The organism is Mucilaginibacter sp. PAMB04274, assembly GCF_039634385.2.
Lineage (GTDB): Bacteria > Bacteroidota > Bacteroidia > Sphingobacteriales > Sphingobacteriaceae > Mucilaginibacter.
Genome location: NZ_CP155081.2, coordinates 264676 through 290927, shown reverse-complemented (window position 1 = coordinate 290927; position 26252 = coordinate 264676). Strand labels below are relative to the sequence as shown.

Below are 26252 nucleotides of genomic sequence, written 5' to 3'. Positions count from 1 at the left end.
TTTACATTTATGCAACGCATATGACTTCAAACCTTACAACAAAAAGCCCCCGGCTTCTCTCGCTCGATGTTTTTCGCGGCATTACCGTAATGGCCATGATACTGGTAAATAACCCCGGCAGCTGGGGTCACATTTATCCGCCTTTAGAACATGCAGCCTGGAACGGCTGCACCCCAACCGATCTGGTGTTTCCTTTCTTTCTGTTTATTGTGGGCATATCTATCCCGTTTGCAATGGAAACCAAAAAGGCAGACCCATCTACACACATGACCCTCATGTTAAAAGCGCTTCGCCGGGCTGTCATCATTTTTCTGCTGGGTGTGTTTATGTCTTTTTTCCTGAATTGGGATTTGAGCACCGTGCGTATTCCGGGCGTTCTGCAACGCATTGCGCTGGTGTATCTTATTTGCAGTTTAATTTATATTAAAACAGGCTACCGCGTGCAGGCAGTGCTGGCCGCATTATTTTTAATAGGCTATTATTTGCTTATGACACGTGTGCCCGTACCGGGCGGAACAGCACCCAACCTGGAACCCGAAACCAACCTGGGTGCCTGGCTGGATCGCACCATATTTACTAGCGCCCACTTGTGGAAACAAAGCAAAACGTGGGATCCGGAAGGCTTGCTTAGTTCAATGCCCGCTTTATCTACCGGTTTGCTGGGTATATTGACCGGCACTTGGCTCAGGCAAAAAAACTATACCAGCCAAACCAAAGTTTATGCCTTGCTGGGCGCAGGCATATTACTTACAGGCTTAGGGTTATTATGGAACGTTTGGTTCCCTATTAATAAATCGTTATGGACCAGTTCATATGTGCTGTTTGCAGGCGGCTTGGGCATGCTTTGCTTTATGTTGTGTTACTGGCTTATTGATGTGCAAGGCTACCGCCGCTTTACCAAGCCTTTTGTAGTTTACGGTGTAAATGCCATTACGGTGTTTGTGGTTTCGGGCATGATGGCACGTGCCATGGGCCGTATAAAAGTCAACTTTCAGGGCGACAAAGCAAGTTTAAACACCGCACTTTATGACACCCTCTTTACGCCGTACTTTTCTCCCATAAATGCCTCCCTGGGCTGGGCAATTGGCTATGTATTATTATGGATGGCGATCTTGTGGGTTATGTACAATAGAGGTATCTTGATCAAAATTTAACGAAATGTCTTCTCCATCAAAATTCTTATTGATTTGTTTATTGGTTTTAACTGCAGGCTTAGCAAAAGCACAAACCGCTACGCCGTCAGCCAGTCACCTTAAAGCTGCCGAAGCTTTGCTCAATGCAACTGATATGGCGGCCCAGTTACCCCGCTCATACAGTGCTATTGTTGATGCAAGCAGTGCACAAGTTCCGGCCGACAAGAAAGCGAAGTTCAAAGAAATAATGTTAGCCTTTTTAACCAAGTACATGAACTTTAATGCCATGAAGCCAGACTTGGTTACCCTGTATGCGCAAGAATTCACAGAAACTGAACTAAAACAAATAACTCAGTTTTATTTAACGCCTGCCGGAAAAAAAGTAAACGAAAGACTACCGGCACTCTTGCAAAAAGGCATGGCATTGGGTCAGCAAAAAATGCAGGCACACCTGCCCGAGTTTCAGGCCGAGTTGCAAAAGGCTTTTGGGCCTCAGTAAAGTTATATCCTATTTTATAATTTGCAGATTTTCATAAAACGGCAAATATAAGCTGCCTGTTTTTTCTTTTGGTTCGCCTATTATAATAGCTGTACAATTGCTGTTGGAGTCAATTTCAAACGTAATGCCACGGGTTGTGGTGTATAAGGCATACCGCTCATTGCCCTTTGTATAATAAGCTGCCTTTGTAAGCTCGTAATGCTGCTTTATCTGCTGCAATGGTACGCCTGTATGCACGCTGTCGGCCGTTGTAAACCAGGGCGAGGTAATGCGTATTTGTTTTACGCGGGCGGTTTCATCACTGGTACCCATTTGCCGGGCAGTATAAATCATGGTTTGATGTGCGGTACTATCATGGTTGGCGTACCATATGGACACTGCCTTACCCATGGCGGCGTCACCAGCATCTGGCCTACCCAGTCGTTTTACTACTTCAGCACCGTTATCATTTAATACTGTACGGCCTACAGACTTGCCGGGAACGATAAGCCTGTCGGCAGGAACCGGCTTAACCGATCCCGTGTCCGCATGTTTAACAGAATCAAAGGGTTGATTTTGAGCTTGACTAGAATTAGATGATGGTTTGCAGGCCATCATTAGTAAGGCCGATGTATAAAGAAGGTAACGCATATATACTATATACAAACAACACACCGTTACTGTTGGCATGCAACTAAAATACGGTTGCTTTGTATTATTACAACATGAGTAGCAAAGGGCAGGAAATAATTAGCCGGTGGTTTAAACAAAAAGGATGGCAGCAGTTCCCGTTTCAGCAGGAAATGCAGGACGCCTATTTGGCCGGCTATTCGGGCCTGCTCAACGCCCCTACCGGCAGCGGTAAAACATTTGCGCTGTTTTTACCCTTCCTGGTGGGTTATATAAATCAATACCCCGACACCTATAAAACCCGTACCAACAACGGCCTGCTTATGTTGTGGATAACGCCCTTGCGCGCTTTAACCAATGATATACGAAAGGCCATGCAGGAAGTATGTGATGAATTGGAACTTCCCTGGCGCATAGGCACCCGCACCGGCGATACCTCTGCTGCCGAAAAGCAGGCTCTACGTAAAAAACTACCTGAAGTACTGCTCACCACGCCCGAAAGCCTACACCTGATGCTGGCCCAAAAAGACTACCCTAAACTATTCCAGCACCTGCAAGTGGTGGTTATAGACGAGTGGCACGAACTTCTGGGCAGCAAACGGGGCGTACAGGTTGAGCTGGGACTATCGAGGCTGAAGGGGTTGAGAGGCGAAGAAAGCACAAAGCACGAAGTAGAGGGACTACCAAAAACAGTCAGCTCAAATAATAAATCCGGAATTAAAAGCTCCGTACCTGGTACTAAAGACACTGCGCACCTAAAAATCTGGGGCATAAGCGCTACTATTGGCAACCTGGAGCAAGCGGCAGAGGTGCTGCTGGGTAACAATTATCCGGCCGATAGGATGCGGATGATCAGGGCTAACATTAATAAAAAGCTGGATATACAATCGGTAATCCCCGAAGATGTGGAGAACTACTCCTGGACCGGTCACATTGGCCTGAAACTGTTACCCGAAGTAATGGAGATTGTAGCCAACAGTAAAACCACGCTTATTTTTACCAATACGCGCGCACAGTCCGAAATTTGGTATCACGCCATTTTGGACCGCTACCCCGAGTATGCGGGCATTATGGCCATGCACCATGGCTCGCTTGATAATGAACTGCGCAACTGGGTAGAGCAGGCGCTGCACCAGGGTATACTAAAGGTGGTGGTTTGCACCTCAAGCTTGGACTTGGGGGTCGATTTTCGCCCGGTAGATACTGTAGTGCAAGTAGGCAGCCCCAAAGGTGTTGCGCGTTTTATGCAGCGGGCCGGGCGTAGTGGTCACCATCCGGGTGCGGTGTCTAAAGCCTACTTTATCCCTACACACTCCCTGGAGTTATTGGAAGGCGCAGCCTTAAAACAGGCTATCGAAAATGTAAATTTTGAAAGCCGCGACCCTATTTTGCTGGCTATGGATGTATTGATCCAATACATGGTTACGCTGGCCGTATCAGACGGTTTCCGGGCCGACCAGTTGTACAATGAAGTAAAAAGCACCTTCTCTTTTGCCGATTTGCGCGAAAGCGAGTTTGGCGAGTTGCTAACGTTTATTACAACTGGTGGCGCCACCCTATCACAATATGACGAGTTTTTAAAGGTTGAGGTTGAGGACGGCTTATACAAGGTGAACAGCCGACGGGTAGCTATGCGACACCGTTTCAGCATCGGCACTATTACCAGCAGCGTGAGCCTGCGGGTCAAGCTGCTGCATGGCGGAGGGTTGGGATCTATTGAAGAAAGCTTTGTATCACGCCTTAAACCCGGTGATACATTTTGGTTTGCCGGCCGCAGCCTCGAATTTGTGCAACTGAAAGAAATGACGGCTTTCGTCAAAAAGTCAACCAAAACCAAGGGACTTATACCAAGTTGGGCAGGTGGGCGCATGCCGCTTTCGTCGCAACTATCGTCGGTACTGCGCGATAAGCTGGACGAGGTGGCCCATCATCAGGAAAAAGACCCGGAAGTGAAGGCCCTCCGCTCACTATTTAACCTGCAGGAAGAACTCTCACACCTGCCCAAAAAAAGCGATCTGCTGATTGAGTCGTTCGAATCCCGCGATGGGCACCATTTGTTTTTTTATCCGTTTGAAGGCCGGCTGGTGCATGAGGGCATGGCATCATTAATTGCCTATCGCATTGGCAAAATTAAAAAAGCAACCTACAGCATTGCCATGAACGATTATGGCTTTGAGCTGCTTACCGATGAGCCCATCCCACTCATGGAAGCACTGGAAGAAGATCTGTTCAGCATTCACAATTTAATAGACGATATACAACATAGCCTGAATGCCAATGAAATGGCACGCCGCCGTTTCAGGGATATTGCCAACATTGGCGGGCTGGTATTTACGGGCTATCCTGGTCAGCCTGTAAAAAACCGGCACCTGCAAGCCAGCACAGGGCTGCTGTTTGATGTGTTTATGGAGTATGAGCCCGATAACCTGCTCATCAGGCAATCATTTAATGAAGCGCTGGCATTCCAGTTGGAAGAATTCAGGCTAAGGGCGGCACTACAGCGCATCCAGACCCAGGAAATTGTTATTAAAAAAGTGGAGCGCCCTACGCCTTTCGCCTTCCCTATTATGGTAGACCGGCTTCGGGAAAAACTGACCTTGGAAAGTTTGGAAGAACGCGTAGCCAAAATGGCTCGTCGGTATGATGCTTTTGATCAGGATACCCTTGCCGAGCCGCAGCCTGAACCTGCTAAGGGTAAGGAAAAGAAACCAGCTCCGTCAAAACGCCGTAGCCCCTACATTAAACGCGTTTAGCGGCTGCACTTCCACACCGGCCCTTACTGTTGTGGAAGCGTTTGCCCAAAAAATTTCGGGCTGACATAAAAAACGCCGCTGCTGGGCTTTAAAGCATAGTTTACATAACTGGAATACACTTTGCAACCTTTTGTATGTAACTAACGTACAAGCACATGATGATAGCCTTAATTATTTCCTTAGTTGTTGTAAACCTTGTGGTGGCGCTTTATAAACGTCGTACTATATAAGTCAACATAACTTCCTTATTATTTGCTAAAAAGCTCCGTCTGTATTTTTTTAGGCAGGCTTTTAACAATAAGCTCATACGAATGATCTATCATTTCGCACAGTTGCTTGCGGGTGAGCGAGCCATCCATGTACACAGTATTCCAATGCGTTTTATTCATGTGATAGCCGGGTTGCACTTCGCTGAATTGTTCACGCCATTCCATAGCCAACTCGGGGTCGCATTTAACATTAAAGCGGTTACCCGTATCCAGACTGGTTAGCAAAAATATCTTACCACCCACTTTAAACACCAGCGTTTCTTCGCCAAAAGGCATCGCTTCTTCAGTGTATGGTTTCTGCAGGCAGTAGTCACGCAGTTCTTCCGTATTCATCCATTAAAGGTAATATAATTTGTGTATTCGTTCGGTGTCGGGCACTTGTCATTTCGAGAGATAACAAGTGTAGTATTAAGAAAGGTAGAAATCGGCGCAATGATAAAAAACACTAAGTATGTCACAAAACACCATCTTTGTTCGGATATTTGAATTACTATGAATCTACGCGACTTTACCGTTACCCAACGCTTTTTACGTTATGTAACTATAGATACCCAGTCAGACCCCGAATCATCAACTTACCCATCTACCGAAAAGCAAAAAAACCTTGGCCGTGTGCTGGTACAAGAACTTCTGGAAATGGGCATTGATGATGCACACTTGGACGAATACGGTTATGTGTACGCCACCATACCCGCAAACACTTCCAAAGTAAATGTGCCGGTTATTTGCTTTTGCTCGCACATGGATACCTCGCCCGATAGCAGTGGCAAAGGCGTTAAACCCATTGTTCACCGCAATTACCAGGGTCAGGATTTGGTGCTGCCAGATGATAACACCCAGGTGCTTAAGCCCCAAAACCACCCTGAGCTACGTAATCAAATAGGCAACGATATTATAACTGCCAGCGGCACCACCCTACTGGGCGCCGACAATAAAGCTGGCGTAGCCGAAATTATGGATGCCTGCTACCAACTGCTTCATCATCCCGAAATTAAACACGGAACCATCAAAATACTTTTTACGCCTGACGAGGAAATAGGCCGCGGTGTAGACAAGGTTGATCTTAAAAAGCTGGGCGCCTTTGCTGCATACACCATGGATGGTGAAACCGCCGGCAACATGGAGAACGAAACCTTTTCGGCCGACGGCGCTAAACTGCTGATCAGTGGCGTAAGCGCTCACCCGGGCTTTGCTAAAGGGCAAATGCTAAGCGCCATTAAAATTGCCGGACAAATCATTGCGGCGCTGCCATTCGGGTTATCGCCCGAGGGTACCGAGGGCAAGCAGGGCTTTGTACACCCTGTAGGTATAAGCGGCCATGTAGAGCACGCTATGATTGAATTCATTATTCGTGATTTTGATACGGATGCATTAAAGCAACACGCGCAAACCATTAGGGATATTACCGAAAACATATTGAAAGGTTTTCCGGGTGCAACCTACAAACTACAGGTTAAGGAGCAGTACCGCAATATGAAACAGGCGCTGGATGAACACCCCCACATTGTAGATTACGGCATGGAGGCCATCCGTCGTGCCGGATTAGACGCCAAACTATGCAGCATTCGTGGCGGAACCGACGGATCACGGCTCTCGTTTATGGGTTTGCCTTGTCCCAACATTTTTGCTGGTGAGCATGCCTTTCATGGTCGCCAGGAATGGGTATCGGTACAAGACATGCAAAAGGCTGTAGAAACCATACTGCACCTTGGCGCTATTTGGGAAGAGCGCAGTTAATTACAGCAGCTTTTACGCTATTGTATAGGTAATTTATCACCCGCACTCTTACGCTAAAGCTACCTGCAGTTTTACCCAAAAATGGGCGTGTATTTAAGCCCTATTACAACTATAAAGAATATGCTGGTTTTAACGAACCACATCATACAAAAGCCAGCGTATTCTTTTGCCACGCCTTACCCCACGCAGTTATTTGCATGATAGTTGTAACTACTCCATACAAAACAATAAACATATGGCTATCCCAGTTAATGAAGCACAAGGCAATTAACTTATAGTTATACACTGGTTACTCCGTCTGCTATTGTTTAAATTTGTCGCTTTTTAATGTTTAAGCGTGTTTTTTATATAGTTATTAAATTTTAACAAACAAGTTTGCCAGAATTAGTTGCACAAATCCTTGCTTAACATCCGCTTTGGGCTTTATTAATTAAACTTAGAGCAAAATGTGTATTTTAGTACGGGTTTAAAAAAGTGCAGAAGGCATATCCTTAATTCAGGGTATACTCTTGATGGCAACGCTGTTTTTAGCTGGCACTGGCAAAACTGCTTTTTATAATATGGGGAAATTATTACTTATTCTATCGCTTATTTTACCCATTTGGGCAAATGCTCAAACTACAGCATCTTACATACAGGCAGGCAATGCTAAAGATAAGGTCAAGAATTATAATGGCGCTATACAGGATTATACCCACGCACTTCAGCTCGATTCGACTAATGTAAATGCCATTTTTTACCGCGCAAACTCGCGCACTAATACAGGTGACTTTGCCGGCGCCATTGCCGACTATACGCAAACCATCAGGTTAAAATCAGACAAGGGCGAAGCTTATTACTACCGCGCCAATGCACACAGCAATTTGCAGCACTATGAAGACGCTGTAAAAGATTACACTACGGCGTTGCGCTATCTGCCTAACAATGCTGACATTTATCATTATCGCGCCAACGCTAAAAGCAACCTGAAGGATTTTATAGGCGCTGTAGATGATTTTAATAAAGCCATACAGCTTAAGCCTAACAATGCCGACCTGTACACCTACCGGGGCGTAGCCAAAAGCAATATGGGCGATAATGCCGGCGCTATACTGGATTACGACCGTGCCATTAAATTTAAGCCCAACAGCTCTGAATTGTATTACTATCGCGCCAATGCCAAAGCTGCCTTAAAGAATTACAACGGCTCCATTTTAGATTTTGATAAAGCCATTGCCTTAAACCCACGCAATGCCGAGGCCTTTTATTACCGGGGCAACGCTAAGGTAAATATGGGTAACAACCAGGGCGCAATTAATGACTATAACCAGGCAATGCGCCTCAATCCAAAATTATCAGAGCTGAACCATTACCTGGCTAACGCCAAAATAAACGTAGCCGATAACCGTGGTGCTATTGTGGAGTATACCAAAGCCATTACGCAAAACCCAAACAATGCTGAACTGTATGTAAGGCGCGGCGTAGCCCGCTTAAACATTGGCGATAAAGTAAACGCCTTGGCCGACCTTAACAAGGCCATTCAACTTTCGCCTGATGGTTACCCCGAGGCTTACCGTGCGCGTGCCGGTATACGCTATGATAACAAGGATTACGAAGGCGCCATTGATGATGCCGATTTTGTAATTAAAAGCAATGATAAGGATGATGGTGCATTTGCTATACGGGGTAATTCAAAAGCAGAATTAAAAGATACGGTTAATGCTTTGAGCGATTTGAATACGGCAATTGAACTGAATAACCGCAACAGCTATACCTATTACTCGCGCGGTAACGTAAAGCGCGATTTGAAAGACTTACGCGGTGCTGTAGAAGATTACACCCGCGCCATTGAGCTGCGCCCCGATTATATGGACGCCTACCTGGAACGCGGCAACGTGCGTGCACGCTTACGCAACTTTGCCGGCGCGGCGCAGGATTACCAGCGCGTGCTCGACAATTCTCCAAGAAGCGAGGAGGCTTATTTAAAACTCGGTAACGCCCGTGCCTTGTTTCGGGATTACCAGGGCGCTATTGATACGTACAACCTGGGTATAAAGATCAATCCAAAAAACACCGCATTTTTTATTAAACGTGGTGTAGCCAAAAGTAAGCTGGGCGATACGCAGGGTGCCGCACGTGATTTTAACCAGGTATTGCGCATTGATACCGGATCGGCAGAGGCTTACCAGAACCGGGGTAACCTGAAAGCCGGTTACGGTGATTTTGAAGGCGCTCTTGCCGATATAAACAAGGCAATTTCGCAACGCCAAAGCGAGGAAGCTTACTTGTTTTTAGGAAATGCCAAAGCCGGCTTAAATGACCATTTAGGGGCGATTGATGCTTACAACAAAGCGCTTGACATAAATACCAACAGTGCCAAGGCTTATTATTTCAGGGGCTTATCCAAAGCTTATTTGCCCGATTCATTAAGCGCAATGGATGATTTTAAAAAGGCGTATGAAAATGACCCACAGGATGAGGACGTTTTTGTATACCGGGGCCTGGCTAAATTTGCCTTGCAGGATTCTATTAACGCCATACAAGAGTACAACACCGCTATTGATATGAACCCTAACAACTCGGATGCTTACCTGTACCGCGGCGTGGCAAAATTTAAACTGCAAGATTACCGTGGTGCTATGCTGGATTATACCACAGCTATACAAATGAACGCCGCAAACAAAATGGCTTTCCTGCGCAGAGGAGAACTTAAGGTGCAGCAGAGAGATAGTCGGGGCGCCATTGACGACTTTACGGCCGCCATTGCGCTTGATACCCGCTTACGCCAGGCTTACTACCAACGTGGTATGATACGCGTACAAGTATCGGCCGAAAAAATAAATGGCTGTATGGACCTGAGTAAAGCCGGCGAATTAGGCTTAAAGGAAGCTTACGACGCAATCAGGAAGTATTGTAACTAACCTATTAGCTGCCTAGGTTACCTTCAAGTAAGATTATGGGCTAATTTTGAATGCAGGTGCCGAAGGGAGGGCAATTCTCTTTAGCGTTTAACTCCAACCCTCTTTTGCCCTGCAGGTAGGATGTTAAGATGAATATAGCCAGAATTTTTAGTCTTTATTATCATTTGCTTAACTCGATAAGCAGGCAACCACTTATAAAGTATTACACAATTATTTTACTAAAGCCATCTTTCACACGGCTAAGCTTGGCCTGAAACATGATGCTCATGAGTTCGGCGCGTTTCTTGGCATCATCGGCCATGGGGCCTTCAAAGTTGTCGTTAACAGTTTGGTTAAACACTTGCAGCCAGCGGTCAAAATGCTGTGGTTGTATAGATAACGGCGCATGCCGTGCAAAAGGGTTGCCCCTAAAGCCAGCTACACCAAACAAGGCAGCATTCCAAAAGGCATACATTTTATCCAAATGAGGCTGCCAGTCATCCTTAATTACGTCGGCAAACACCGGTCCCAGCAGTTCATCGTTCCTTACACTGGCATAAAACCGGTCTACCAGCAGCTTAATGCTTTCCAAATCCTTGATATCAAACTTCACTTTCCTTACCATCACTTAGCTTTTCTTTTATTCTAAGATACATATTCCTTTTGTCGAGCGCTTTCTCCAACTGGCCTAAAATGTTTAGTAGATTAGTATCGGCCTCGCTCAGCCAATGTTCGTTTTCAGTCCTAATCACCTCCAGCACCGGTGCCAGCTGTCGTAACAGCTTTTTACCGCTGGCCGATAAAGACACCATCCGCTTACGGCCGTCATTTTCATCCTTTTGTGCAATAATAAGCTTAGCCTTCAGCATCTGGTCGGCAAACTGCACAATAGCGGGGTGCGTCAGCTTTAATTCATCAGCGATATCAACAATAGACATTACCTTTCTCCGGTTTAGCAGTTCAAGCACCAAAAACCATTTTGATTCAAAATTAAGATTAAGCTCCTTGTATATCTTGTTTACGTCTTGCGCCAGCCGGTCGCTCAGGCGTTTCAAGCGCGTAGCCAAAGCAAGCTCGGCCAGTTCGGTAATAAGGTCCATAGTTGATAAATAGTTCCCTAATATACAATCTTTCCTGCACCCATGCGACTCCTAAAGTGCGCCAGAAGGCTTGCGGGCAGCTTTTTACCAGATTTATAAACTAAGCTTCAACCCGGCTATCTTCAAACCGGCAAAATTCTTTAGTCGTTTTTAGCGTAGTGTAATTAAAACCGAATACCCAGCCGCCTGTAGTTAGGATATACTAACAACAACTTAAAAATGAATATTACATTAGAACAAGCGCAGGCAATTATAACGGCAGCACAGTTAAAAGCGCAGGAGATTGGCGTGCCCATGAATATTGCCGTGGTAGATGCCGGCGCTAATTTGAAAGCCTTTGCGCGCATGGATAATGCCTGGCTTGGCTCTGTAGATATATCAATCAAGAAAGCCAAAACGGCACTTTTTTTTGATATGGAATCGGGCGATATAGGTGGCTTATCACAACCCGGAGGCCCCTTGTACAACATTGAAGTATCTAACGGCGGGTTGATATCTTTTCCGGGTGGCGTGCCGTTGAAAAGCGCCAGTGAGATTGTTGGCGCTATAGGCGTATCGGGCGGTAGTGTAGAACAAGACCGTGAGGTGGCTTTGGCCGGAGTTGCCGCTTACAAATAAGAATAAAGTGCTTACTGGTACATACTAGTAAGCACTTATTCTTTTTTTATGGGTTGGTAGACCACAAGCCAGCTTCTTTTACAAATACCCGGCGGTTCAGCTTTAGGTTGTGCACTATAAACTCAGCAAAGTCTTCGGGCTGCATAACCTTGTCAGGATTACCATCCGTCAGTTTCAGATCTATAGCCAAACCTGTAGCCACGGTGCTTGGTGTGAGACTGCTTACCCGTATGTTATGCTTGCGAACCTCCTGCATGAGCGATTCGGACAAGCCAATTAAACCGGCTTTAGATGCGCTGTAAGCACTGGTAACCGCAGCGCCACGCTGCCCTGCTGTTGATGAGATATTGATGATATCGCCTGTTTTGCGCTCAATCATGGCAGGTAATACAGCACGGGTTACATAGTATACGCCTAACAAATTCACTTGTATGGTTTGCTCAAACTTCGCCGGGTCTAATTCTAAAAAGCTACCAAAGTAAGCTACGCCCGCGTTATTCACTAAAATATCAATAAAACCTAAGTCTGCCTGTAATTGCTTAACCGCCATGTTTACGGCTTCCATATTGGCAACATCGGCGGTAGCAACCGCAACTTTTACGTTAAACTGCTGCAGCTCGGCCGCGAGTTGTTCCAGATCGCTTGCGGTACGGGCCAGCAGACCTACGTTTACACCTTCTTTGGCTAAGGCTATAGCCAGCGCTTTGCCAATGCCTTTACCGGCACCGGTTATCAAAGCTATTTTTCCTGATAATGATTCCATAATTATATGCATCAAAGCTATATTATAAGCGCCAGAGCAACCAATAGTTTACACAAGCTGATTAAAATATGGCAGTGATCCTGTAATCACTTTAACAAGTCGGCAAAAAAATTATCAGTAAAATCGGCACTAAAATGCAGGATGTGATCGAGGTGGGCAAATTCCTCACGCTGATGGGTGGTGGTTAATACCACCGCAGGCATACCTGCATTTAATGCCGCTTCTGCACCTTTGGGTACGTCTTCAAACACCAGGCAGTCAATTGGGTCTACCTGTAACACTTGTGCGGCTTTCAAAAACGTTTCGGGATGAGGTTTGCTCAGCAGCACATCATCGGCACTTACAATGGCTTTAAAGTAATGACGGATGTTAAGATTATCCAGCACAAAATCGATATTAAAAGGTATAGCAGCTGATGCAATTGCCATCGGCACTTGTTGTTGATATGCTTCTTCTAACAGATTGGCCAAACCGGGCAATAAGGCAAGTTGAGGCAGGTATTCCTGCTGGTAGCGTTGCTCTTTGGCAAATGACAGCGCTTTCTTCTCCTCCTCTGTAAACCGCTGCGCGCCAAATACCCGCTCCAGCACTTCATCATTTTTGCCGTACATCTGTACCTTAACTTCGTCCCAGCTAAAATTGCCACCCAATTCTTCATTAAATATGCGCTGCCAGGCCTTGGTATGGTAGTCCATATCGTTTATCATGGTACCATTCATATCAAATATTAATGCGCGCGGTCGTTTAGTCATGGTTGCAAATAGGCTAAAATTAAACATTAAGGCAAATTTTTGTTACAAAAGCCGGTTAGTCATCTACACATGTACTTTTTGCTACCTTTGCCGGCGCATTATTCGTCATGAATCTGAATAAAATTATAGCCTCAATTTTTGGTGTTGGATATATAAAAGGCGGGGGTACCGTAGCTGCGGTAATTACTTGTTTAGTTATATATCTGCTACGCCCAACTGATGTTTTTGAACATATTTTGGTATTACCTTTAGCCACTGTATTGGTTACCCTAACAGGCATCCATACCGGCAATCAGGTAGAGGCCGATTGGGGTAAAGACAGCTCCCGGGTTGTGATAGATGAAGTAGCCGGGCAAATGATAGCCTTGCTATTTGTCCCGTTAACCAATTTTAACCTTATAGTTGCACTGATACTTTTCCGCTTTTTCGATATTGTTAAACCCCTCGGCATACGCAAAATGGAAAAGCTCCCAGCCGGCACCGGCGTAATGATGGATGATGTGCTCGCCGGCGTTTATGCCAACATTGTGCTGCAAATCATTCTTTTTATTATCAGCCGTTATGTTTAAACTTATTTAATTTTGATCAGGTAATCGGTAGTGCAGGCTTGCTTTCGGGTAGCCGGATTCAGAAACTCCTTGGTTAAGCGGGTTATACCAAAATCGGTATCAGCATAAACAACTTCGTATTTTACACCTTCTTTCAGCAGGTTAGCCTTAGCTTCGGGCGTAGTGAATATCCACACTTCCTCGCCTTTAGCTCTCTTCTCCTTAATACCCGGAACGCCAATAAAACCCGTGAGGTTTTGTGCGTAGAAGTTGAACCCTGAACTGTGATGATAAAAGTTATAAATATGCTGTTTAGGAATATGATTGCGGTTAACCACCTGTGCCAAACCTATACCGCCCTGGTAATTTAACAATTGCTGGTATACATTACCGTTAATAAGCACGTTGGTAAGTGATGCCATTAAAACCGAAAGTACCACCAGCCTGGTTAGCACCTCGCGCTCTTTAACCAGCACATAAACCATTGCAGCCAAAACAACAACCGATACCCCTATAACCGACCAAGAATGTACTGGGAAACACCAAAAGTTTAACAGCACCAGCAGCACAGCTACAATGGCAATTACTAAATACTGAATAATTAGGTAAATATTAAGGCTACGCTGATGATGCAACTCAAATTTAGCAATAAGCAACCCGGCAGTAATAAGCGCAAAAAACGGGAACAGGATATTTAAATAATGCGGCAGCTGATAACCCGATGATGATATGATAACAAAGATGAAGATGATGGTACCAACTGTTAAGAATTCGTAATGCTTAATGGGCCTAAAACGGTTCTTTACAAAAAAGGCCACCCTGTCGAAAAACGCCACATAGGTAAGCAGGCAAAACGGCAGGAAAGCCCATAGCAGGGTATGAAAAAAGAAAAAATAATCTTTGTGCCCTTTACCCCAATGCTTGCCATCCAGTCGTTCAAAATTTTGCTGCCAAAGGATGAACTTTACGCCCGATACGTTGCGCATATTACGCACCACCTTTTCGGGATGCAGATCATATTGCAGGTAATAACAGTACACGCAGGGGGCAATAAAAATAGCCCAGCAAACCAACACCACCAGCCAGCGCCAGTGAAAAATAGCTGTCCAGTTGCGCTGATATACCAGTAGAAAGAACAGTGCAGCGCAAGGCATTACAAATCCAATCATACCCTTGGTGGTAAAAGCCATAGCCAACCCTAAAGCTGCCAGCACATAGTTGTACAAACGCGCATTATAAACCGATTCTACCAATTGCCAGGTAGCAAATATGATACTGGCCGTAAGCAGTGCATCCATACGTACATCGTTATTAGCCAGAAACTGGGCCTGAGCACTGGCATAAATTACAGCAGCCAGCAGGCCGGCCGGTTGATTATACAAGCGCTTACCCAGCTTGTATGTAGAAAACAAGCCTAAAATGGTTGCTAACAACGCTGGTATTTTATAAGCAATAGTATTTACGCCAAACAGGTTGAACGACAGGGCAGACAGCCAGAAATGCAGGTGGGGTTTGTCCAGGTAATCTTTGCCATTATCATCAACCAGGTTCACATAATCATGGTTTTGCACCATGTGCAGGGCAATGTTAGCGTGGTGCGAGGCATCCTCGTTCATCAGGGGTACAAACAGGCCAAAAACATAGGCCACCGCTAACGAAAAAAACAGCCAGAACCAGGTTTTATTATTAATAGGATTTTGCGTCATGAATATGTGCGGATCAAAAGCTTAGGCCATTAAGCACAAGCGTTAACACAGCAAAATTACTTATTTAAGAATATACTTAACCTGTTTAGCAAAACATTAACAGAAACGCACCTGTTTACCAGCTACAACAACATATATAACCATGATTATGAAAAACATAAAGAGCTTAGCTGCTATAGCATTAATAGCCGCTTCATTAACCGCATGCGGGGGTAACGGCGGCGAAAATAAAAACGTAGGTGGCTCTACCGATACTGCCAATGCAGTAGAGGGTTCAAATGCAGGCAATGAAACAACAGGCTCAAGCATGACCACCGATTCAACCGGTAAAGATTCAACCAGTATGAGTGAAGGCAATGCCAAGCCCGATGGCCGTCCGCAACAGTAATTAAACAAAAAGCGTCATTACCAAGCAGTAATGACGCTTTTATCAAAATACGAAATTCAACACCGGGATTTCGAAATCAATTTAATCTATCCACTCAAAACGGGTATAAGGCACCAGTACCTCCGGTATTTTAATACCTTTATCAGTTTGGTTATTCTCCAATAGGGTGGCTACAATACGCGGCAGTGCCAGTGCGCTACCATTTAAGGTATGCGCCAGTTGAGTTTTACCCTCGGCATTGCGGAAACGCAGTTTTAAGCGGTTACTTTGGTACGTTTCGAAGTTAGAAACTGATGATACCTCCAGCCAGCGCTGCTGTGCGGCGCTCCAGGTCTCCATATCATACGTAAGGGCCGACGTAAAGCCCATATCGCCGCCACATAAACGCAGTACGCGGTAAGGCAAGCCCAGCTTTTGCAGCAAGCCTTGTATGTGTGTGCTCATTTGCTCCAGTATATCATATGATTGATCGGGATGTACTACCTGCACAATTTCCACCTTATCAAACTGGTGTAAGCGGTTCAACCCACGTACGTGTGCGCCATATGAACCTGCCTCACGACGGAAACATGGTGTATAACCACAATTTTTGATGGGTAGTTCGTCACCCTTCAATATTACATCGCGGTACAGGTTGGTAATAGGCACTTCAGCAGTAGGTATCAGGTACAAGTTATCCTGACCAACAAAATACATCTGTCCTTCTTTATCCGGCAGTTGCCCGGTGCCAAAACCCGATGCTTCGTTTACCATCAGCGGCAGCATCACTTCGTTGTAACCGGCTTTTTCGGCCTCATCCAAAAAGAAACTAATTAAAGCACGCTGCAATTTAGCTCCCTTGCCCTTATAAACCGGAAACCCGGCGCCGGTAATTTTAACGCCCAGTTCAAAATCTATAAGGTTATATTTGGTGGCCAGTTCCCAATGTGGCAGGGCATTTTCGGGTAAGTTAGGTCTCTCGCCATTCTCCAATACTACCTCATTGTCATCAGCGCTTACTCCTTTCGGCACACTAGAATGAGGCAGGTTGGGCAGTATTACCAGTTTTTGCTGTAACTCTTGCTCAATGGCGCTCAGCTGCTCGTTTAGCTGCTTAATATCCTCTTTCCAGGTTCCGGTTTGCGATTTAAGCAGGTCGGCTTCAGCTTTCTGTCCATTACGCATGAGCTCACCAATACGCTTGGCGGCCGTGTTGGCCTCGGCCGATGTAGTGTCTAAATGGTTTTGCGTCTGACGGCGGTTATCGTCTAAGCGTATAATTTCATCAACCAGTTCGGGCTGTTTAAAATTTTTAACAGCTAAACGTTCTAAAACCTGTTCCTTGTTATCGCGGATATAACTAACTTGCAGCATTATTTCAGATAATTTTCGCAGCAAAGATAGGATGAGTTGCGGGTTGTGAGTGGTGAGTGGTGATTTTTTTTCACTTGCGCTCAACCAATCAGCCTGTAACCACCACCCGTAAGCAACATGACCGGTAAACTTTACTTAGTGCCTACACCCATCGGTAACCTAGAGGATATGACCTACCGGGCCATCAGGGTGCTAAAAGAGGCCGACCTGATACTGGCAGAGGACACCCGTACCTCAGCCCCCCTGCTCAAACATTTTGGCATCGAGAAAAAGGTATTTGCGCATCATCAGCACAATGAGCATCAATCATCAACCGAAATTGTAAAGTTCTTGCTGGAAGGAAAGAATATAGCGCTTATATCAGACGCCGGCACGCCGGCTATCTCCGATCCGGGTTTTTTCCTGGTGCGTGAGGCCCTACGGCATGATTTGCCCGTGGAATGCCTGCCGGGCGCCACTGCTTTTGTGCCCGCCCTGGTTAACTCGGGCTTCCCGACGGATAAGTTTTGCTTTGAAGGTTTTTTACCGCTGAAAAAAGGCCGCCAAACACGGTATAAATATTTAGCTGAAGAGGAGCGCACCATTATTTTATATGAGTCGCCCCATCGCCTGTTAAAAACGCTGGATGAAATGATTACTTACTGGGGAGCCGACAGGCAGATCTCCGTATCGCGCGAGCTCACTAAAATGTTCGAAGAAACCGTACGTGGAACAGTAGCCGAGGTAAAAACGTATTACGAAACGCACCCTGTTAAGGGCGAATTTGTGATCTGCGTGGCGGGGAAGGAATAGTTCATCCAAACTCTCTAGAAATAAGACTTGAGATCCGTTTATTAAAGAACCGCAACGCCATCCCGAACGTTGCACCAAGAATACGACTGTAAAATAGTGGTATAATGTACTAAGCAATGCTAGGGAATATCAAACCGGTTCCGTTCACCGTCTTTATGCTTGAAATTAAATTTGTAGGCTACCCGTATTCCAGCGGCTGGAGGCAAGCGCGTGTAAGCCTGCAAAAAGTCAGTCCTTAGCGAAAACTCTATGCTGCTAAAGCCATCAAGCGTCCAATCATACCCTGCACCAACGGCACCGCCGGCACCTGCTACACCGTTATCATTCCCCCCTGCATAAACGGATGGGCCTGCGTAAATAAACACCGTTTTACTAACATAGTATTTAGCGGCCATGTTTAGAAAGGCTACATCCATATTGGCTTCCTGCTTACCTTTAAATTTTTCCAAGCCAAGTACCGGCATAAAAGCCCATTGTTTTTTGGAGAATAACTGCATCTGTAGTACCCTGTCGCGGCCAATGCTATAGCCTGTTTTGAAGGGGAAATTTAAACCGGCGCCAACACCAATTGAATTACGTGCCTGGCCATAAGCCACTTTGAAAGCGATATTAAACAGTACAATAGAAAGAAGAATAGGCCTGGCAAATCTCATGTAATAGATAAAGCAAACACATAAGCGTGCTTTTATTAAGGTTGATGTTTTCTGTTGTGCAAACGCTAAAACAGCTTCAATTGTTCGGGCACATCGTCCCTTTTTACTTTAGGGGCTAGCTCTCCAAAGTTGGATACCGAAATACCCAGCAAGCGAATACGCACGTCATCAGGCTGTGTGGCCAGCAGCAGTTGCTTTGCTGTAGTGCTAAGTGTTTGCACATCACCAATGGGTTGGGTAAAAGATTGATTACGGGTGATCTGCTTAAAGTCGCTGTATTTAATTTTGAGTGTTATGGTGCGGCCTTTAAGATTATAGCGTTCGAGGCGGTCGGCTACAGTTTGTGCTATTTTATCCAGCTCGGTATGCATTTCTTCGGTCTCGGTCAGGTCGTAGGCAAAGGTATCTTCGGCACCCATGCTTTTCGTTTCGCGGTGCGGTTGTACGGGCCGGTCATCAAGGCCACGCACAATTTGATGATAAAAGCGGCCTGTTTTACCAAAGTGCTTAACTAAATCGTCTTGAGTAAGCTGCTTTAAATCAGCACCGGTATGCAGCCCCATCTTTTTCATTTTCTCTGCAGTTACTTTACCTACGCCAAAAAACTTTTCGACCGGTAACTGCTCCATAAAATTTTCAATGGCCGACGGACCAATAAACTTCAACCCATCTGGCTTGTTAATATCAGAAGCAATCTTAGCCACAAACTTATTAACCGATACCCCAGCCGATGCCGTAAGCTGCAACTCATTCTTAATGGCTTTTTTAATTTGCATGGCAATTTCTATAGCCGACCCTATACCCAATTTATCTTCGGTTACATCCAGGTAAGCCTCATCTAACGAAAGCGGCTCAATTAAATCAGTATACCGGCTAAATATTTCGCGTATGTGCCTGGAGACTTCTTTGTACACCGCAAACCGCGGGCGCACAAACAAAGCGTGCGGACACAATTGCAATGCTTTTTTTGAGGGCATTGCCGAGCGAATGCCAAACTTACGCGCTTCATAACTGGCCGTTGCCACCACACCTCCCCGGCCCTCCGGCAATCCGCCTACCACCAGTGGCTTACCTCTGTATTCGGGATTATCGCGCTGCTCCACAGATGCATAAAAAGCATCCATATCAATATGGATTATTTTACGGTAGGCATTGGGTAAGAGCATATACAAATATAACAACTGCGAGCGAGTTGCTTGAAGGCTGTGTAATGCTTAATTTTTTAAGTTGAGCAATAGCCAAGAATCACATTTTGCATGAGCTACACGTAAGCATACGGACATACACGCTCAAAAAGGATATTAATTAGCCCGGCTCTTGTCGCCGTCAGTAATTTGTTTGATGAGGGTACCCCAGGCAATAGGGTTAAGCAGTGGGTTAGGTATAAGGGAGTGTGAGTTAAGTATCCTATTGTGCATATCCTGCCCAACGGCCGATTGTATTTCGTTGGCATCGCGAGGCAAGGTGCTGTTGGCCGCCGCAAGTGAGCTCCGGCTCAGATTTTTGCGGGCATTTTCTAGATCATCATCGGCCAGTTTCATGGTGAGGAAATCTTTTTTAAACTCATCAGTAGTAGCCCAGGGGAACATATGGAAAGCCGGCAGGTTAATAACCTGCGGCTTCATAAATATTTGAATCGTGTGGCTTTTATTAGCCAGGTTAGCGGGTATAACTACTTCCTGCGGCGCAAAGCCTACCGATGTAAACCGCAAAGTATCGCGCTCGTGCACTACAAAAGAGAAGTAACCTTTGTAATTGGCAATAAAAACAGAATTTTTGTTAGACAGGTTAGTGATGGTTACATAAGGTACTATTACCCTATCGCTGTCGGCATTAAAAGTAATACCGGTAAATTGCACCAGGGGCTTATCTGCCTTTTGGGCAAAAGCAGTCACTGCAGCAAACAGGCATACAATTAAAATCAGCAAACACTTCTTCATGGAACACTTAAGCCGTATAATATTATTTACGCCGGGTTTATTCAAATAGTTTCAGCAAGCAAAAATAATGTTTAAAATAAAATTGGGCTAAGCTTTAACATTACTTAACATTAACGCATATTGGCTGGCAAAACCGCATTAGGATCGTCCATATCGGTTAAGTTTAAAGCCTCAACCGCAGTTACCTCGGGCACTGCCTTCATAATGGCCTGCTCAATTCCTGCTTTTAGAGTCATGATGCTCATAGGGCATGAACCGCACGAACCCAGTAACTTTAATTTAACAACATTATCAGGAGTAATCTCTTCTACCGAAACATTCCCCCCGTCAGCTTCCAAATATGGTCTTATGGTATCGAGAGCTGCTTCTACCTGATCAAATAAACTCATGTTTATACTTTTTTGTAATGTAAAGATATTAATTTTTTAACGATTTATGACGTCGGCATAGTCTGTTGCCTTTGCGTTATAAATCGATACTTGCTGTGCTACGCGCTCGGCTATATGGCCAAACGCCTGGTGCATTAAGCCTGCACCCTCCAGCACGGCCGGTTTTCCTGCATCTCCCGATTCGCTAATGCTTTGCACCAGTGGAATTTCTCCCAAAAACGGCGCATTTACTAACTGAGCCAGCTTTAAACCGCCACCCTGACCAAAAATATAATATTTATTATCGGGCAGTTCTGCAGGTGTAAAGTACGACATGTTCTCGATCACACCCAGTATAGGCACATTGATAGATTCCATCATGAACATCCCCACACCTTTCTTGGCATCGGCCAGCGCTACGTTTTGCGGCGTGGTTACAATAACAGCGCCCGTTATGGGGAAGCTTTGTGTTACAGTGATATGAATATCGCCGGTGCCTGGAGGCAGGTCAACTACTAAATAATCCAGCTCACCCCAGTCGGCATCGTTAAATAATTGTTTTACCGCCGTTGATACCATTGGCCCGCGCCATGGCACAGGTTGATTAGGATCGGTAAAAAAGCCTATTGAAAGCAATTTAATACCATATTTTTCAATCGGCTCAATGCGGGTTTTACCATTCTCCTGGCTCGCTTTAGGCCGGGCTCCTTCTAAACCAAACATAATAGGCACCGAAGGACCGTATATATCCGCGTCAATTAAGCCCACCTTGGCCCCACTGGCTGCCAAACTTAAAGCCAGGTTAGCCGCCACGGTTGATTTACCTACCCCGCCTTTGCCCGATGCTACGGCAATAATATTTTTAACGCCCGGTACGCCGGTGTTTTTTTGCGTGGTAACGCGCGAGGTCATATTAATGCTCACTTCAATATCCGGGCTGATGAAATGACTGATCGCATTGCGGCAGGCATTCTCAATGAGCCCCTTTAACGGACAGGCCGGCGTAGTTAATATCACCGAAAAGCTAAGCTTGTTACCTTCAATATGTATATCCTGAATCATGTTCAGCGTAACCAGGTCTTTTTTCAGATCGGGCTCCTCAACATTACTTAAGGCTTGCAGTACTTGTTCTTTGTTTAGTTGCATGTTTTTATATTGACACAAAAATACTAAAACAGGGGCGTATTGCTTTTGTTAGAGAAATAATTGCGGTTCGAAATCGTTTTATAGCCGATAAGATTTAGTTTTGGATAAAATTTACTGATGCATCGCCTTAACCCTAAATATCTTCGTATAGCCGGCATTGTGCTCGGCATAATTGTACTGTTAATCCTGATCGGCGGGTATGTAGCATATTCAAAGCGCGAAACATTGCTGCAAAATGCTATCAGCAAAGCTAAAGCAAAAGCCAAACGCGAGTATAATTTAGATGTAAAAATAGGCAAAGCCAAGTTCACCGGCCTCAGCAGTGTGGCTTTTGATCACATCAGTATAGTGCCCTACCAGCGTGATAGCCTGCTGCGCATCGACAATTTTGAACTAAGCGTAAAGCTTTGGCCGCTAATTTTCGGCAACATTAAACTGTCAGACGTAAAATTGGTGGATGGCTATTTAAATTTCATCAGTAAAAACGGCGTACGTAATTATGATTTCCTGTTCCGTAAAAAAAGAGACTCTACTTCAACCAAGACCAAATCGGGTTTAAATGAGTTTGCTGATAACCTCATTAACCAGGTGCTTTATAAAATTCCGGACAATCTTAATCTTCAAAATTTTAGAATAACGTTTGCTGACGATAGCAACCAGGTGAAGTTATTAGCTAAAACCGCTCGTATTGATGATGGAGACCTGACCTCCACCATTGATGTGAACGACCACGAATCCACCTGGCATTTTACAGGCAAGCTACACCCATCAGATAAAGAGATTGACGTAAAACTATACGCCGATGGCAAAAAGGTGGAACTGCCGCTGATAGAAAAGAAGTTTAAGCTGAAATTTAACTTTGATACGCTCACTACACGCCTTAATAAGGTAGAGCACGGCAACGATGAAACACAGGTTTACACTTATTGCTCGGTTAAAAACCTGTTGGTTAATCATCCGGCACTGTCAGCTACAAATGTAGTTGTGCCCGATGGATCAATTGATGCCAATGTGTTTGTAGGTGATAAGTATATATCGCTCGATAGCTCATCGGTTATTCACCTTAAAAAGCTCAACATCCATCCGTATATTAAATATAAAATGCGGCCGGTTAAATTGTATACCGTTAAAGTACATACTGACTGGCAGGATGCGCAGAACTTTTTCGACTCCTTTCCACGCGGGTTATTTGACTCTGTTGAAGGTATACAGGTAGCCGGAAAGCTGCGTTATAACATGCACTTCTTTTTAGATACTTCTAATCCTGATGAAGTACAGTTTGAATCGGGCCTGGCCAAGCAGGATTTCCGGATATTGCGTTTTGGCAAAACAGACCTGAGCCGCCTCAACCGCGAGTTTGTTTACACACCTTACGAAAAAGGCAAGCCTATGCCACCACGTACCGTAGGTCCGTCAAACCCTGATTTTACACCGCTGTACGAAATAGCGCCCGACCTGCGTAATGCGGTTATGACGGCCGAAGATCCATCGTTTTATACCAACCATGGCTTTGTGCAGGAATCACTGCGTAAATCAATAGCCGAAGATTTTAAAGAAAAGCGTTTCAAACGGGGTGGCAGTACTATCTCTATGCAATTGGTTAAAAACGCTTTTTTAAGCAGGCAAAAGACCCTTACCCGCAAGTTTGAGGAAATACTGATTGTGTGGCTTTTGTATAACGGCCAGGTGATGACCAAGGACCGCATGCTGGAAGTTTATTTTAACATTATAGAGTGGGGTAAAAATGTTTACGGCATTGGCGAAGCAGCCCGGTTCTACTTTAACAAAACACCTGCCCAGCTTACTTTGGGCGAAAGTATTTACCTGGCCAGCATTGTACCCAATCCAAAGGCAGGTTTATACGCCTTTGAGCCCGATGGCTCGTTGCGTTACCGCCTGCATGGCTATTTCAGGCTAATTGGTAACCTGATGGCTAAACGCGGCTGGACCCAGCGCGACAGCAGCGCTTACGGGTTTTACAATGTACGTTTAAGAGAATCGCTAAGGCAGCGCATTGCTCCTATTGACACCGCAGTGGCCGATAGCCTGATGCAGCAGGATCCTGACGATACAGACGCACCAAACATCTTACTACCAGGCGTTACAGAGCCGCAGGCTGAGCCTGAGAAAAAGCAGGGTTTCCTGTCACGTCTGTTTGGCAAAAAAGATAGCGCTGACCGCCGCAAAGAGGCGATTGCCGACTCCCTTGACGCCGTAAAGAAGCGGGAAAAGGATGCACAAAAAGAACAAAAGCGCCTGGAAAAGGAACGCCGTAAACAATTACGTGAACGTGGCTTGCTTTAATTAATCGCCCTCATTTTTGTCCCTAAAAACCAGGCATCAATAAGTATGACAATATGATTGCAAAAATACATGTTTAAACATGTATTTTTGCTCTACTAAAACAAACAGTCATGTCATTATTAAACGCCTTAGAGTGGCGCTATGCTACTAAGAAATTTGATCATACTAAAAAAATCAGTGCCGATAAGCTGCAAACGTTATTAAAGACAACACAACTCGCACCTTCTTCATTTGGCCTGCAACATTATAAAATTATTGTAGTGGAGGATGCTGCAATACGCGAGCAACTCAAGGAAGCCGCTTACGGCCAAACGCAATTAACCGACGCATCGCAAGTGATAATATTTGCTGCCGAAACAGAAATTAATGAGGCTTACGTTAAAACCTACGTAGACGAAGTTGCACGCGTACGCCAGGTAGACCGTGCAAACCTGGCAGATTTTGAGAACGCCATGCTGGGTTCAATCGCACGCATGGGCGAAGACCAAAAAATTGCTTGGGCACACAAACAAGCTTATATTGCTTTAGGCGTATTAATCAGCGCTGCTTCTGAACTCGGCATTGATACCTCCCCTATGGAAGGCTTCAACGCTGGCAAATTCGACGAAATTTTGGGCTTAAAAGAAAAGGGCTTGACCACTTCTGTACTGGTAAATGTGGGCTACCGTTCGGACGAAGATCCATACAGCCAGTTTGCTAAAGTGCGTAAGCCCGATGCAGAGCTTTTCATCAAAATATAATTACAAATTTAATAGGGGTATATTAGGTTGTAAGGGTTGTCTTTTTACAAGGCAGCCTTTTTTTTGTAAAACCGGCTTCTTTCAAAACTGTTGTAGTTGTAAATAATCTATTATTATGAAAAAGCACGCTCTTTTAATGATACTTGGTGCATTATTCGCCCAGCTATCTTTTGCCCAAACTACAGATACGGTAACTGTAAACTTTGTAAAAAATGCCGCCATGGGTAATACAATGGAAGTTAAAGCCGGCCAACTGGCTGCTAAAAAAGGTAAATCTGCCAGCGTTAAAGCCTACGGCTTGCGTATGATTAAAGATCACACACTGGCTAATGCAGAATTGAAAAAAATTGCCCTTAAAAAAGGCTATTCGACTGCAGTGCCTGCTATGCCTGCCGATCCTATGTTAGCCAACACTACAGGCACTGAGTTTGACAAGAACTACATAACTATGATGGTAGCCGACCATAAGAAAACAATAGCCTTGTTTGAGAGAGCATCAACCAACGCAAAAGACGCGGACGTAAAAGCGTTTGCGGTAAAAACACTGCCTAAATTAAGGCAGCATTTGGCTTCTGTACAATCCATAGCAGCCAATATGAATTTATCTGTACAGTAATTTACAGTACACTTTACCATAAAAGGAGACCAGCGCTGGTCTCCTTTTGTGGTTTATTTAACCACCAATAGCCACTTGTTTCATATTGATTAATATCCGATACTTGGCATACGAATTGTTCAGTTCCTGTTGAATAAAAGCCATGTACAAAAAGATATTAGCCGTAGACGACGATAAGGAAACGTTGGAGATGCTAAGGGATTTACTGTTGAGATACGATTATAAAGTAGAAACCCTTTCCAAGGCCGAGAATATATTTCAGGCCGTAGCACGTTTTAAACCCGATTTGATTTTGCTGGATATTATGCTGGCCGGATTAGATGGAACCATAATTTGCTCAGCACTGAAATCAGCCCCCGAAACGAGGCATATACCTATTATTTTTATATCAGGAAATTACCAGGCTGCATCGCGTTTGTTAGAGAGCACGGAAGGCGCTCCCGATGATTTTGTGCTAAAGCCGTTTGATGTGCAGGCGCTCATTAATAAAATTCAGTTTCAGCTAGCTGCCTGAGGTATACACAGCAGTTTGTAAGCTTACAAATGCAACAAACCACTTGAAATTCAAATAAAAGTATTTATATTT

The 26252-nt window shown here is 44.9% G+C and carries 26 protein-coding genes; 13 read left to right on the top strand and 13 right to left on the bottom strand.

Translation table 11 applies throughout. The features are described from left to right. Window positions 1-20: 20 nt before the first annotated feature. Together ABDD95_RS01325 and ABDD95_RS01320 are read left to right on the top strand one after the other, a co-directional pair. Entirely contained in the window at window positions 21-1154 is a 1134-nt protein-coding gene (locus ABDD95_RS01325) for a DUF5009 domain-containing protein (protein ID WP_345950102.1), read from the top strand. A 4-nt stretch (window positions 1155-1158) separates the two neighbouring features. After that, complete coding sequence (locus ABDD95_RS01320) at window positions 1159-1632, top strand: DUF2059 domain-containing protein (RefSeq protein WP_345950101.1); 474 nt, start codon at window positions 1159-1161, stop codon at window positions 1630-1632. A gap of 9 nt (window positions 1633-1641) precedes the next feature. On the opposite strand, the gene ABDD95_RS01315 is transcribed toward ABDD95_RS01320, so the two are convergent. Further along, window positions 1642-2262 (bottom strand): hypothetical protein, encoded by a 621-nt coding sequence (locus tag ABDD95_RS01315; RefSeq protein WP_345950100.1) that lies wholly within the window; start codon window positions 2260-2262, stop codon window positions 1642-1644. Window positions 2263-2336: 74 nt separating this feature from the next. Here ABDD95_RS01315 and ABDD95_RS01310 point away from each other — a divergent pair, with 74 nt between their 5' ends. Then, window positions 2337-4994, top strand: coding sequence for a ligase-associated DNA damage response DEXH box helicase (locus tag ABDD95_RS01310; protein ID WP_345950099.1), 2658 nt, complete (start codon window positions 2337-2339; stop codon window positions 4992-4994). A gap of 248 nt (window positions 4995-5242) precedes the next feature. Here ABDD95_RS01310 and ABDD95_RS01305 read toward each other — a convergent pair whose 3' ends face one another. Further along, window positions 5243-5596 (bottom strand): MmcQ/YjbR family DNA-binding protein, encoded by a 354-nt coding sequence (locus tag ABDD95_RS01305; RefSeq protein ID WP_345950098.1) that lies wholly within the window; start codon window positions 5594-5596, stop codon window positions 5243-5245. Window positions 5597-5755: 159 nt separating this feature from the next. Between ABDD95_RS01305 and pepT the strand changes: the two genes are divergently transcribed. Continuing rightward, window positions 5756-7000, top strand: coding sequence for a peptidase T (gene pepT / locus ABDD95_RS01300; RefSeq protein ID WP_345950097.1), 1245 nt, complete (start codon window positions 5756-5758; stop codon window positions 6998-7000). A gap of 560 nt (window positions 7001-7560) precedes the next feature. After that, window positions 7561-9900 carry a tetratricopeptide repeat protein gene (locus tag ABDD95_RS01295; RefSeq protein WP_345950096.1) on the top strand — a complete coding sequence of 780 codons (2340 nt, stop codon included), beginning with the start codon at window positions 7561-7563 and terminating at the stop codon, window positions 9898-9900. A gap of 202 nt (window positions 9901-10102) precedes the next feature. Here ABDD95_RS01295 and ABDD95_RS01290 read toward each other — a convergent pair whose 3' ends face one another. Further along, window positions 10103-10504 (bottom strand): group III truncated hemoglobin, encoded by a 402-nt coding sequence (locus ABDD95_RS01290; RefSeq protein WP_345950095.1) that lies wholly within the window; start codon window positions 10502-10504, stop codon window positions 10103-10105. Next, the gene (locus ABDD95_RS01285; protein WP_345950094.1) at window positions 10482-10979 is read right to left on the bottom strand and encodes a MarR family transcriptional regulator; all 498 of its coding nucleotides are present in this window, start codon (window positions 10977-10979) and stop codon (window positions 10482-10484) included. Before ABDD95_RS01285 ends, ABDD95_RS01290 begins: the two co-directional genes overlap by 23 nt. A gap of 219 nt (window positions 10980-11198) precedes the next feature. Between ABDD95_RS01285 and ABDD95_RS01280 the strand changes: the two genes are divergently transcribed. Then, the gene (locus tag ABDD95_RS01280; RefSeq protein WP_345950093.1) at window positions 11199-11597 is read left to right on the top strand and encodes a heme-binding protein; all 399 of its coding nucleotides are present in this window, start codon (window positions 11199-11201) and stop codon (window positions 11595-11597) included. 46 nt (window positions 11598-11643) lie between these two features. Here the strand turns inward: ABDD95_RS01280 and ABDD95_RS01275 are convergent, their stop codons facing one another. Together ABDD95_RS01275 and ABDD95_RS01270 are read right to left on the bottom strand one after the other, a co-directional pair. After that, window positions 11644-12360, bottom strand: a complete 717-nt coding sequence (locus tag ABDD95_RS01275; protein ID WP_345950092.1) for a 3-ketoacyl-ACP reductase — start codon at window positions 12358-12360, stop codon at window positions 11644-11646. Between the two features lie 86 nt (window positions 12361-12446). Continuing rightward, the gene (locus ABDD95_RS01270; protein WP_345950091.1) at window positions 12447-13112 is read right to left on the bottom strand and encodes an HAD family phosphatase; all 666 of its coding nucleotides are present in this window, start codon (window positions 13110-13112) and stop codon (window positions 12447-12449) included. Window positions 13113-13219: 107 nt separating this feature from the next. On the opposite strand from ABDD95_RS01270, the gene ABDD95_RS01265 reads away from it, so the two are divergent. Next, on the top strand, window positions 13220-13681 hold the full coding sequence (locus ABDD95_RS01265; RefSeq protein WP_345950090.1) for a phosphatidylglycerophosphatase A: 462 nt from the start codon (window positions 13220-13222) through the stop codon (window positions 13679-13681). A gap of 2 nt (window positions 13682-13683) precedes the next feature. Here ABDD95_RS01265 and ABDD95_RS01260 read toward each other — a convergent pair whose 3' ends face one another. Further along, window positions 13684-15366: a glycosyltransferase family 39 protein gene (locus ABDD95_RS01260; protein ID WP_345950089.1), complete on the bottom strand. Its 1683-nt coding sequence runs from the start codon at window positions 15364-15366 to the stop codon at window positions 13684-13686. A gap of 148 nt (window positions 15367-15514) precedes the next feature. On the opposite strand from ABDD95_RS01260, the gene ABDD95_RS01255 reads away from it, so the two are divergent. After that, on the top strand, window positions 15515-15754 hold the full coding sequence (locus ABDD95_RS01255) for a hypothetical protein (RefSeq protein ID WP_345950088.1): 240 nt from the start codon (window positions 15515-15517) through the stop codon (window positions 15752-15754). Window positions 15755-15835: 81 nt separating this feature from the next. Here ABDD95_RS01255 and serS read toward each other — a convergent pair whose 3' ends face one another. Beyond that, window positions 15836-17107, bottom strand: a complete 1272-nt coding sequence (gene serS, locus ABDD95_RS01250; protein WP_345950087.1) for a serine--tRNA ligase — start codon at window positions 17105-17107, stop codon at window positions 15836-15838. Between the two features lie 117 nt (window positions 17108-17224). Between serS and rsmI the strand changes: the two genes are divergently transcribed. Beyond that, window positions 17225-17899, top strand: coding sequence for a 16S rRNA (cytidine(1402)-2'-O)-methyltransferase (gene rsmI / locus ABDD95_RS01245; RefSeq protein ID WP_345950086.1), 675 nt, complete (start codon window positions 17225-17227; stop codon window positions 17897-17899). Window positions 17900-18018: 119 nt separating this feature from the next. On the opposite strand, the gene ABDD95_RS01240 is transcribed toward rsmI, so the two are convergent. The 5 genes from ABDD95_RS01240 to ABDD95_RS01220 form a co-directional block, all read right to left on the bottom strand. Next, a complete protein-coding gene (locus tag ABDD95_RS01240; protein ID WP_345950085.1) occupies window positions 18019-18552 on the bottom strand; it encodes a hypothetical protein in 534 nt (177 codons plus the stop codon). A gap of 65 nt (window positions 18553-18617) precedes the next feature. Continuing rightward, window positions 18618-19718 (bottom strand): DNA polymerase IV, encoded by a 1101-nt coding sequence (dinB, locus tag ABDD95_RS01235; protein ID WP_345950084.1) that lies wholly within the window; start codon window positions 19716-19718, stop codon window positions 18618-18620. A 135-nt stretch (window positions 19719-19853) separates the two neighbouring features. After that, entirely contained in the window at window positions 19854-20492 is a 639-nt protein-coding gene (locus tag ABDD95_RS01230; protein ID WP_345950083.1) for a hypothetical protein, read from the bottom strand. A 110-nt stretch (window positions 20493-20602) separates the two neighbouring features. Then, window positions 20603-20881: a NifU family protein gene (locus ABDD95_RS01225; RefSeq protein WP_345950082.1), complete on the bottom strand. Its 279-nt coding sequence runs from the start codon at window positions 20879-20881 to the stop codon at window positions 20603-20605. Between the two features lie 36 nt (window positions 20882-20917). After that, a complete protein-coding gene (locus ABDD95_RS01220; RefSeq protein ID WP_345950081.1) occupies window positions 20918-22006 on the bottom strand; it encodes an Mrp/NBP35 family ATP-binding protein in 1089 nt (362 codons plus the stop codon). 117 nt (window positions 22007-22123) lie between these two features. Between ABDD95_RS01220 and ABDD95_RS01215 the strand changes: the two genes are divergently transcribed. The 4 genes from ABDD95_RS01215 (at window position 22124) to ABDD95_RS01200 (ending at window position 26180) form a co-directional block, all read left to right on the top strand. Further along, on the top strand, window positions 22124-24310 hold the full coding sequence (locus ABDD95_RS01215; protein ID WP_345950080.1) for a transglycosylase domain-containing protein: 2187 nt from the start codon (window positions 22124-22126) through the stop codon (window positions 24308-24310). 110 nt (window positions 24311-24420) lie between these two features. After that, complete coding sequence (locus tag ABDD95_RS01210) at window positions 24421-25050, top strand: NAD(P)H-dependent oxidoreductase (RefSeq protein WP_345950079.1); 630 nt, start codon at window positions 24421-24423, stop codon at window positions 25048-25050. A 115-nt stretch (window positions 25051-25165) separates the two neighbouring features. Continuing rightward, window positions 25166-25666 (top strand): DUF4142 domain-containing protein, encoded by a 501-nt coding sequence (locus tag ABDD95_RS01205; protein ID WP_345950078.1) that lies wholly within the window; start codon window positions 25166-25168, stop codon window positions 25664-25666. Window positions 25667-25808: 142 nt separating this feature from the next. Then, window positions 25809-26180 (top strand): response regulator, encoded by a 372-nt coding sequence (locus ABDD95_RS01200; protein ID WP_345950077.1) that lies wholly within the window; start codon window positions 25809-25811, stop codon window positions 26178-26180. Window positions 26181-26252 lie beyond the last annotated feature (72 nt).

Coding starts and splice junctions, on each gene's coding strand:
- ABDD95_RS01325 (WP_345950102.1), top strand. CDS start 21: ATGACTTCAAACCTTACAACAAAAAGCCCCCGGCTTCTCTCGCTCGAT.
- ABDD95_RS01320 (WP_345950101.1), top strand. CDS start 1,159: ATGTCTTCTCCATCAAAATTCTTATTGATTTGTTTATTGGTTTTAACT.
- ABDD95_RS01315 (WP_345950100.1), bottom strand. CDS start 2,262: ATGCGTTACCTTCTTTATACATCGGCCTTACTAATGATGGCCTGCAAA.
- ABDD95_RS01310 (WP_345950099.1), top strand. CDS start 2,337: ATGAGTAGCAAAGGGCAGGAAATAATTAGCCGGTGGTTTAAACAAAAA.
- ABDD95_RS01305 (WP_345950098.1), bottom strand. CDS start 5,596: ATGAATACGGAAGAACTGCGTGACTACTGCCTGCAGAAACCATACACT.
- pepT (WP_345950097.1), top strand. CDS start 5,756: ATGAATCTACGCGACTTTACCGTTACCCAACGCTTTTTACGTTATGTA.
- ABDD95_RS01295 (WP_345950096.1), top strand. CDS start 7,561: ATGGGGAAATTATTACTTATTCTATCGCTTATTTTACCCATTTGGGCA.
- ABDD95_RS01290 (WP_345950095.1), bottom strand. CDS start 10,504: ATGGTAAGGAAAGTGAAGTTTGATATCAAGGATTTGGAAAGCATTAAG.
- ABDD95_RS01285 (WP_345950094.1), bottom strand. CDS start 10,979: ATGGACCTTATTACCGAACTGGCCGAGCTTGCTTTGGCTACGCGCTTG.
- ABDD95_RS01280 (WP_345950093.1), top strand. CDS start 11,199: ATGAATATTACATTAGAACAAGCGCAGGCAATTATAACGGCAGCACAG.
- ABDD95_RS01275 (WP_345950092.1), bottom strand. CDS start 12,360: ATGGAATCATTATCAGGAAAAATAGCTTTGATAACCGGTGCCGGTAAA.
- ABDD95_RS01270 (WP_345950091.1), bottom strand. CDS start 13,112: ATGACTAAACGACCGCGCGCATTAATATTTGATATGAATGGTACCATG.
- ABDD95_RS01265 (WP_345950090.1), top strand. CDS start 13,220: ATGAATCTGAATAAAATTATAGCCTCAATTTTTGGTGTTGGATATATA.
- ABDD95_RS01260 (WP_345950089.1), bottom strand. CDS start 15,366: ATGACGCAAAATCCTATTAATAATAAAACCTGGTTCTGGCTGTTTTTT.
- ABDD95_RS01255 (WP_345950088.1), top strand. CDS start 15,515: ATGAAAAACATAAAGAGCTTAGCTGCTATAGCATTAATAGCCGCTTCA.
- serS (WP_345950087.1), bottom strand. CDS start 17,107: ATGCTGCAAGTTAGTTATATCCGCGATAACAAGGAACAGGTTTTAGAA.
- rsmI (WP_345950086.1), top strand. CDS start 17,225: ATGACCGGTAAACTTTACTTAGTGCCTACACCCATCGGTAACCTAGAG.
- ABDD95_RS01240 (WP_345950085.1), bottom strand. CDS start 18,552: ATGAGATTTGCCAGGCCTATTCTTCTTTCTATTGTACTGTTTAATATC.
- dinB (WP_345950084.1), bottom strand. CDS start 19,718: ATGCTCTTACCCAATGCCTACCGTAAAATAATCCATATTGATATGGAT.
- ABDD95_RS01230 (WP_345950083.1), bottom strand. CDS start 20,492: ATGAAGAAGTGTTTGCTGATTTTAATTGTATGCCTGTTTGCTGCAGTG.
- ABDD95_RS01225 (WP_345950082.1), bottom strand. CDS start 20,881: ATGAGTTTATTTGATCAGGTAGAAGCAGCTCTCGATACCATAAGACCA.
- ABDD95_RS01220 (WP_345950081.1), bottom strand. CDS start 22,006: ATGCAACTAAACAAAGAACAAGTACTGCAAGCCTTAAGTAATGTTGAG.
- ABDD95_RS01215 (WP_345950080.1), top strand. CDS start 22,124: ATGCATCGCCTTAACCCTAAATATCTTCGTATAGCCGGCATTGTGCTC.
- ABDD95_RS01210 (WP_345950079.1), top strand. CDS start 24,421: ATGTCATTATTAAACGCCTTAGAGTGGCGCTATGCTACTAAGAAATTT.
- ABDD95_RS01205 (WP_345950078.1), top strand. CDS start 25,166: ATGAAAAAGCACGCTCTTTTAATGATACTTGGTGCATTATTCGCCCAG.
- ABDD95_RS01200 (WP_345950077.1), top strand. CDS start 25,809: ATGTACAAAAAGATATTAGCCGTAGACGACGATAAGGAAACGTTGGAG.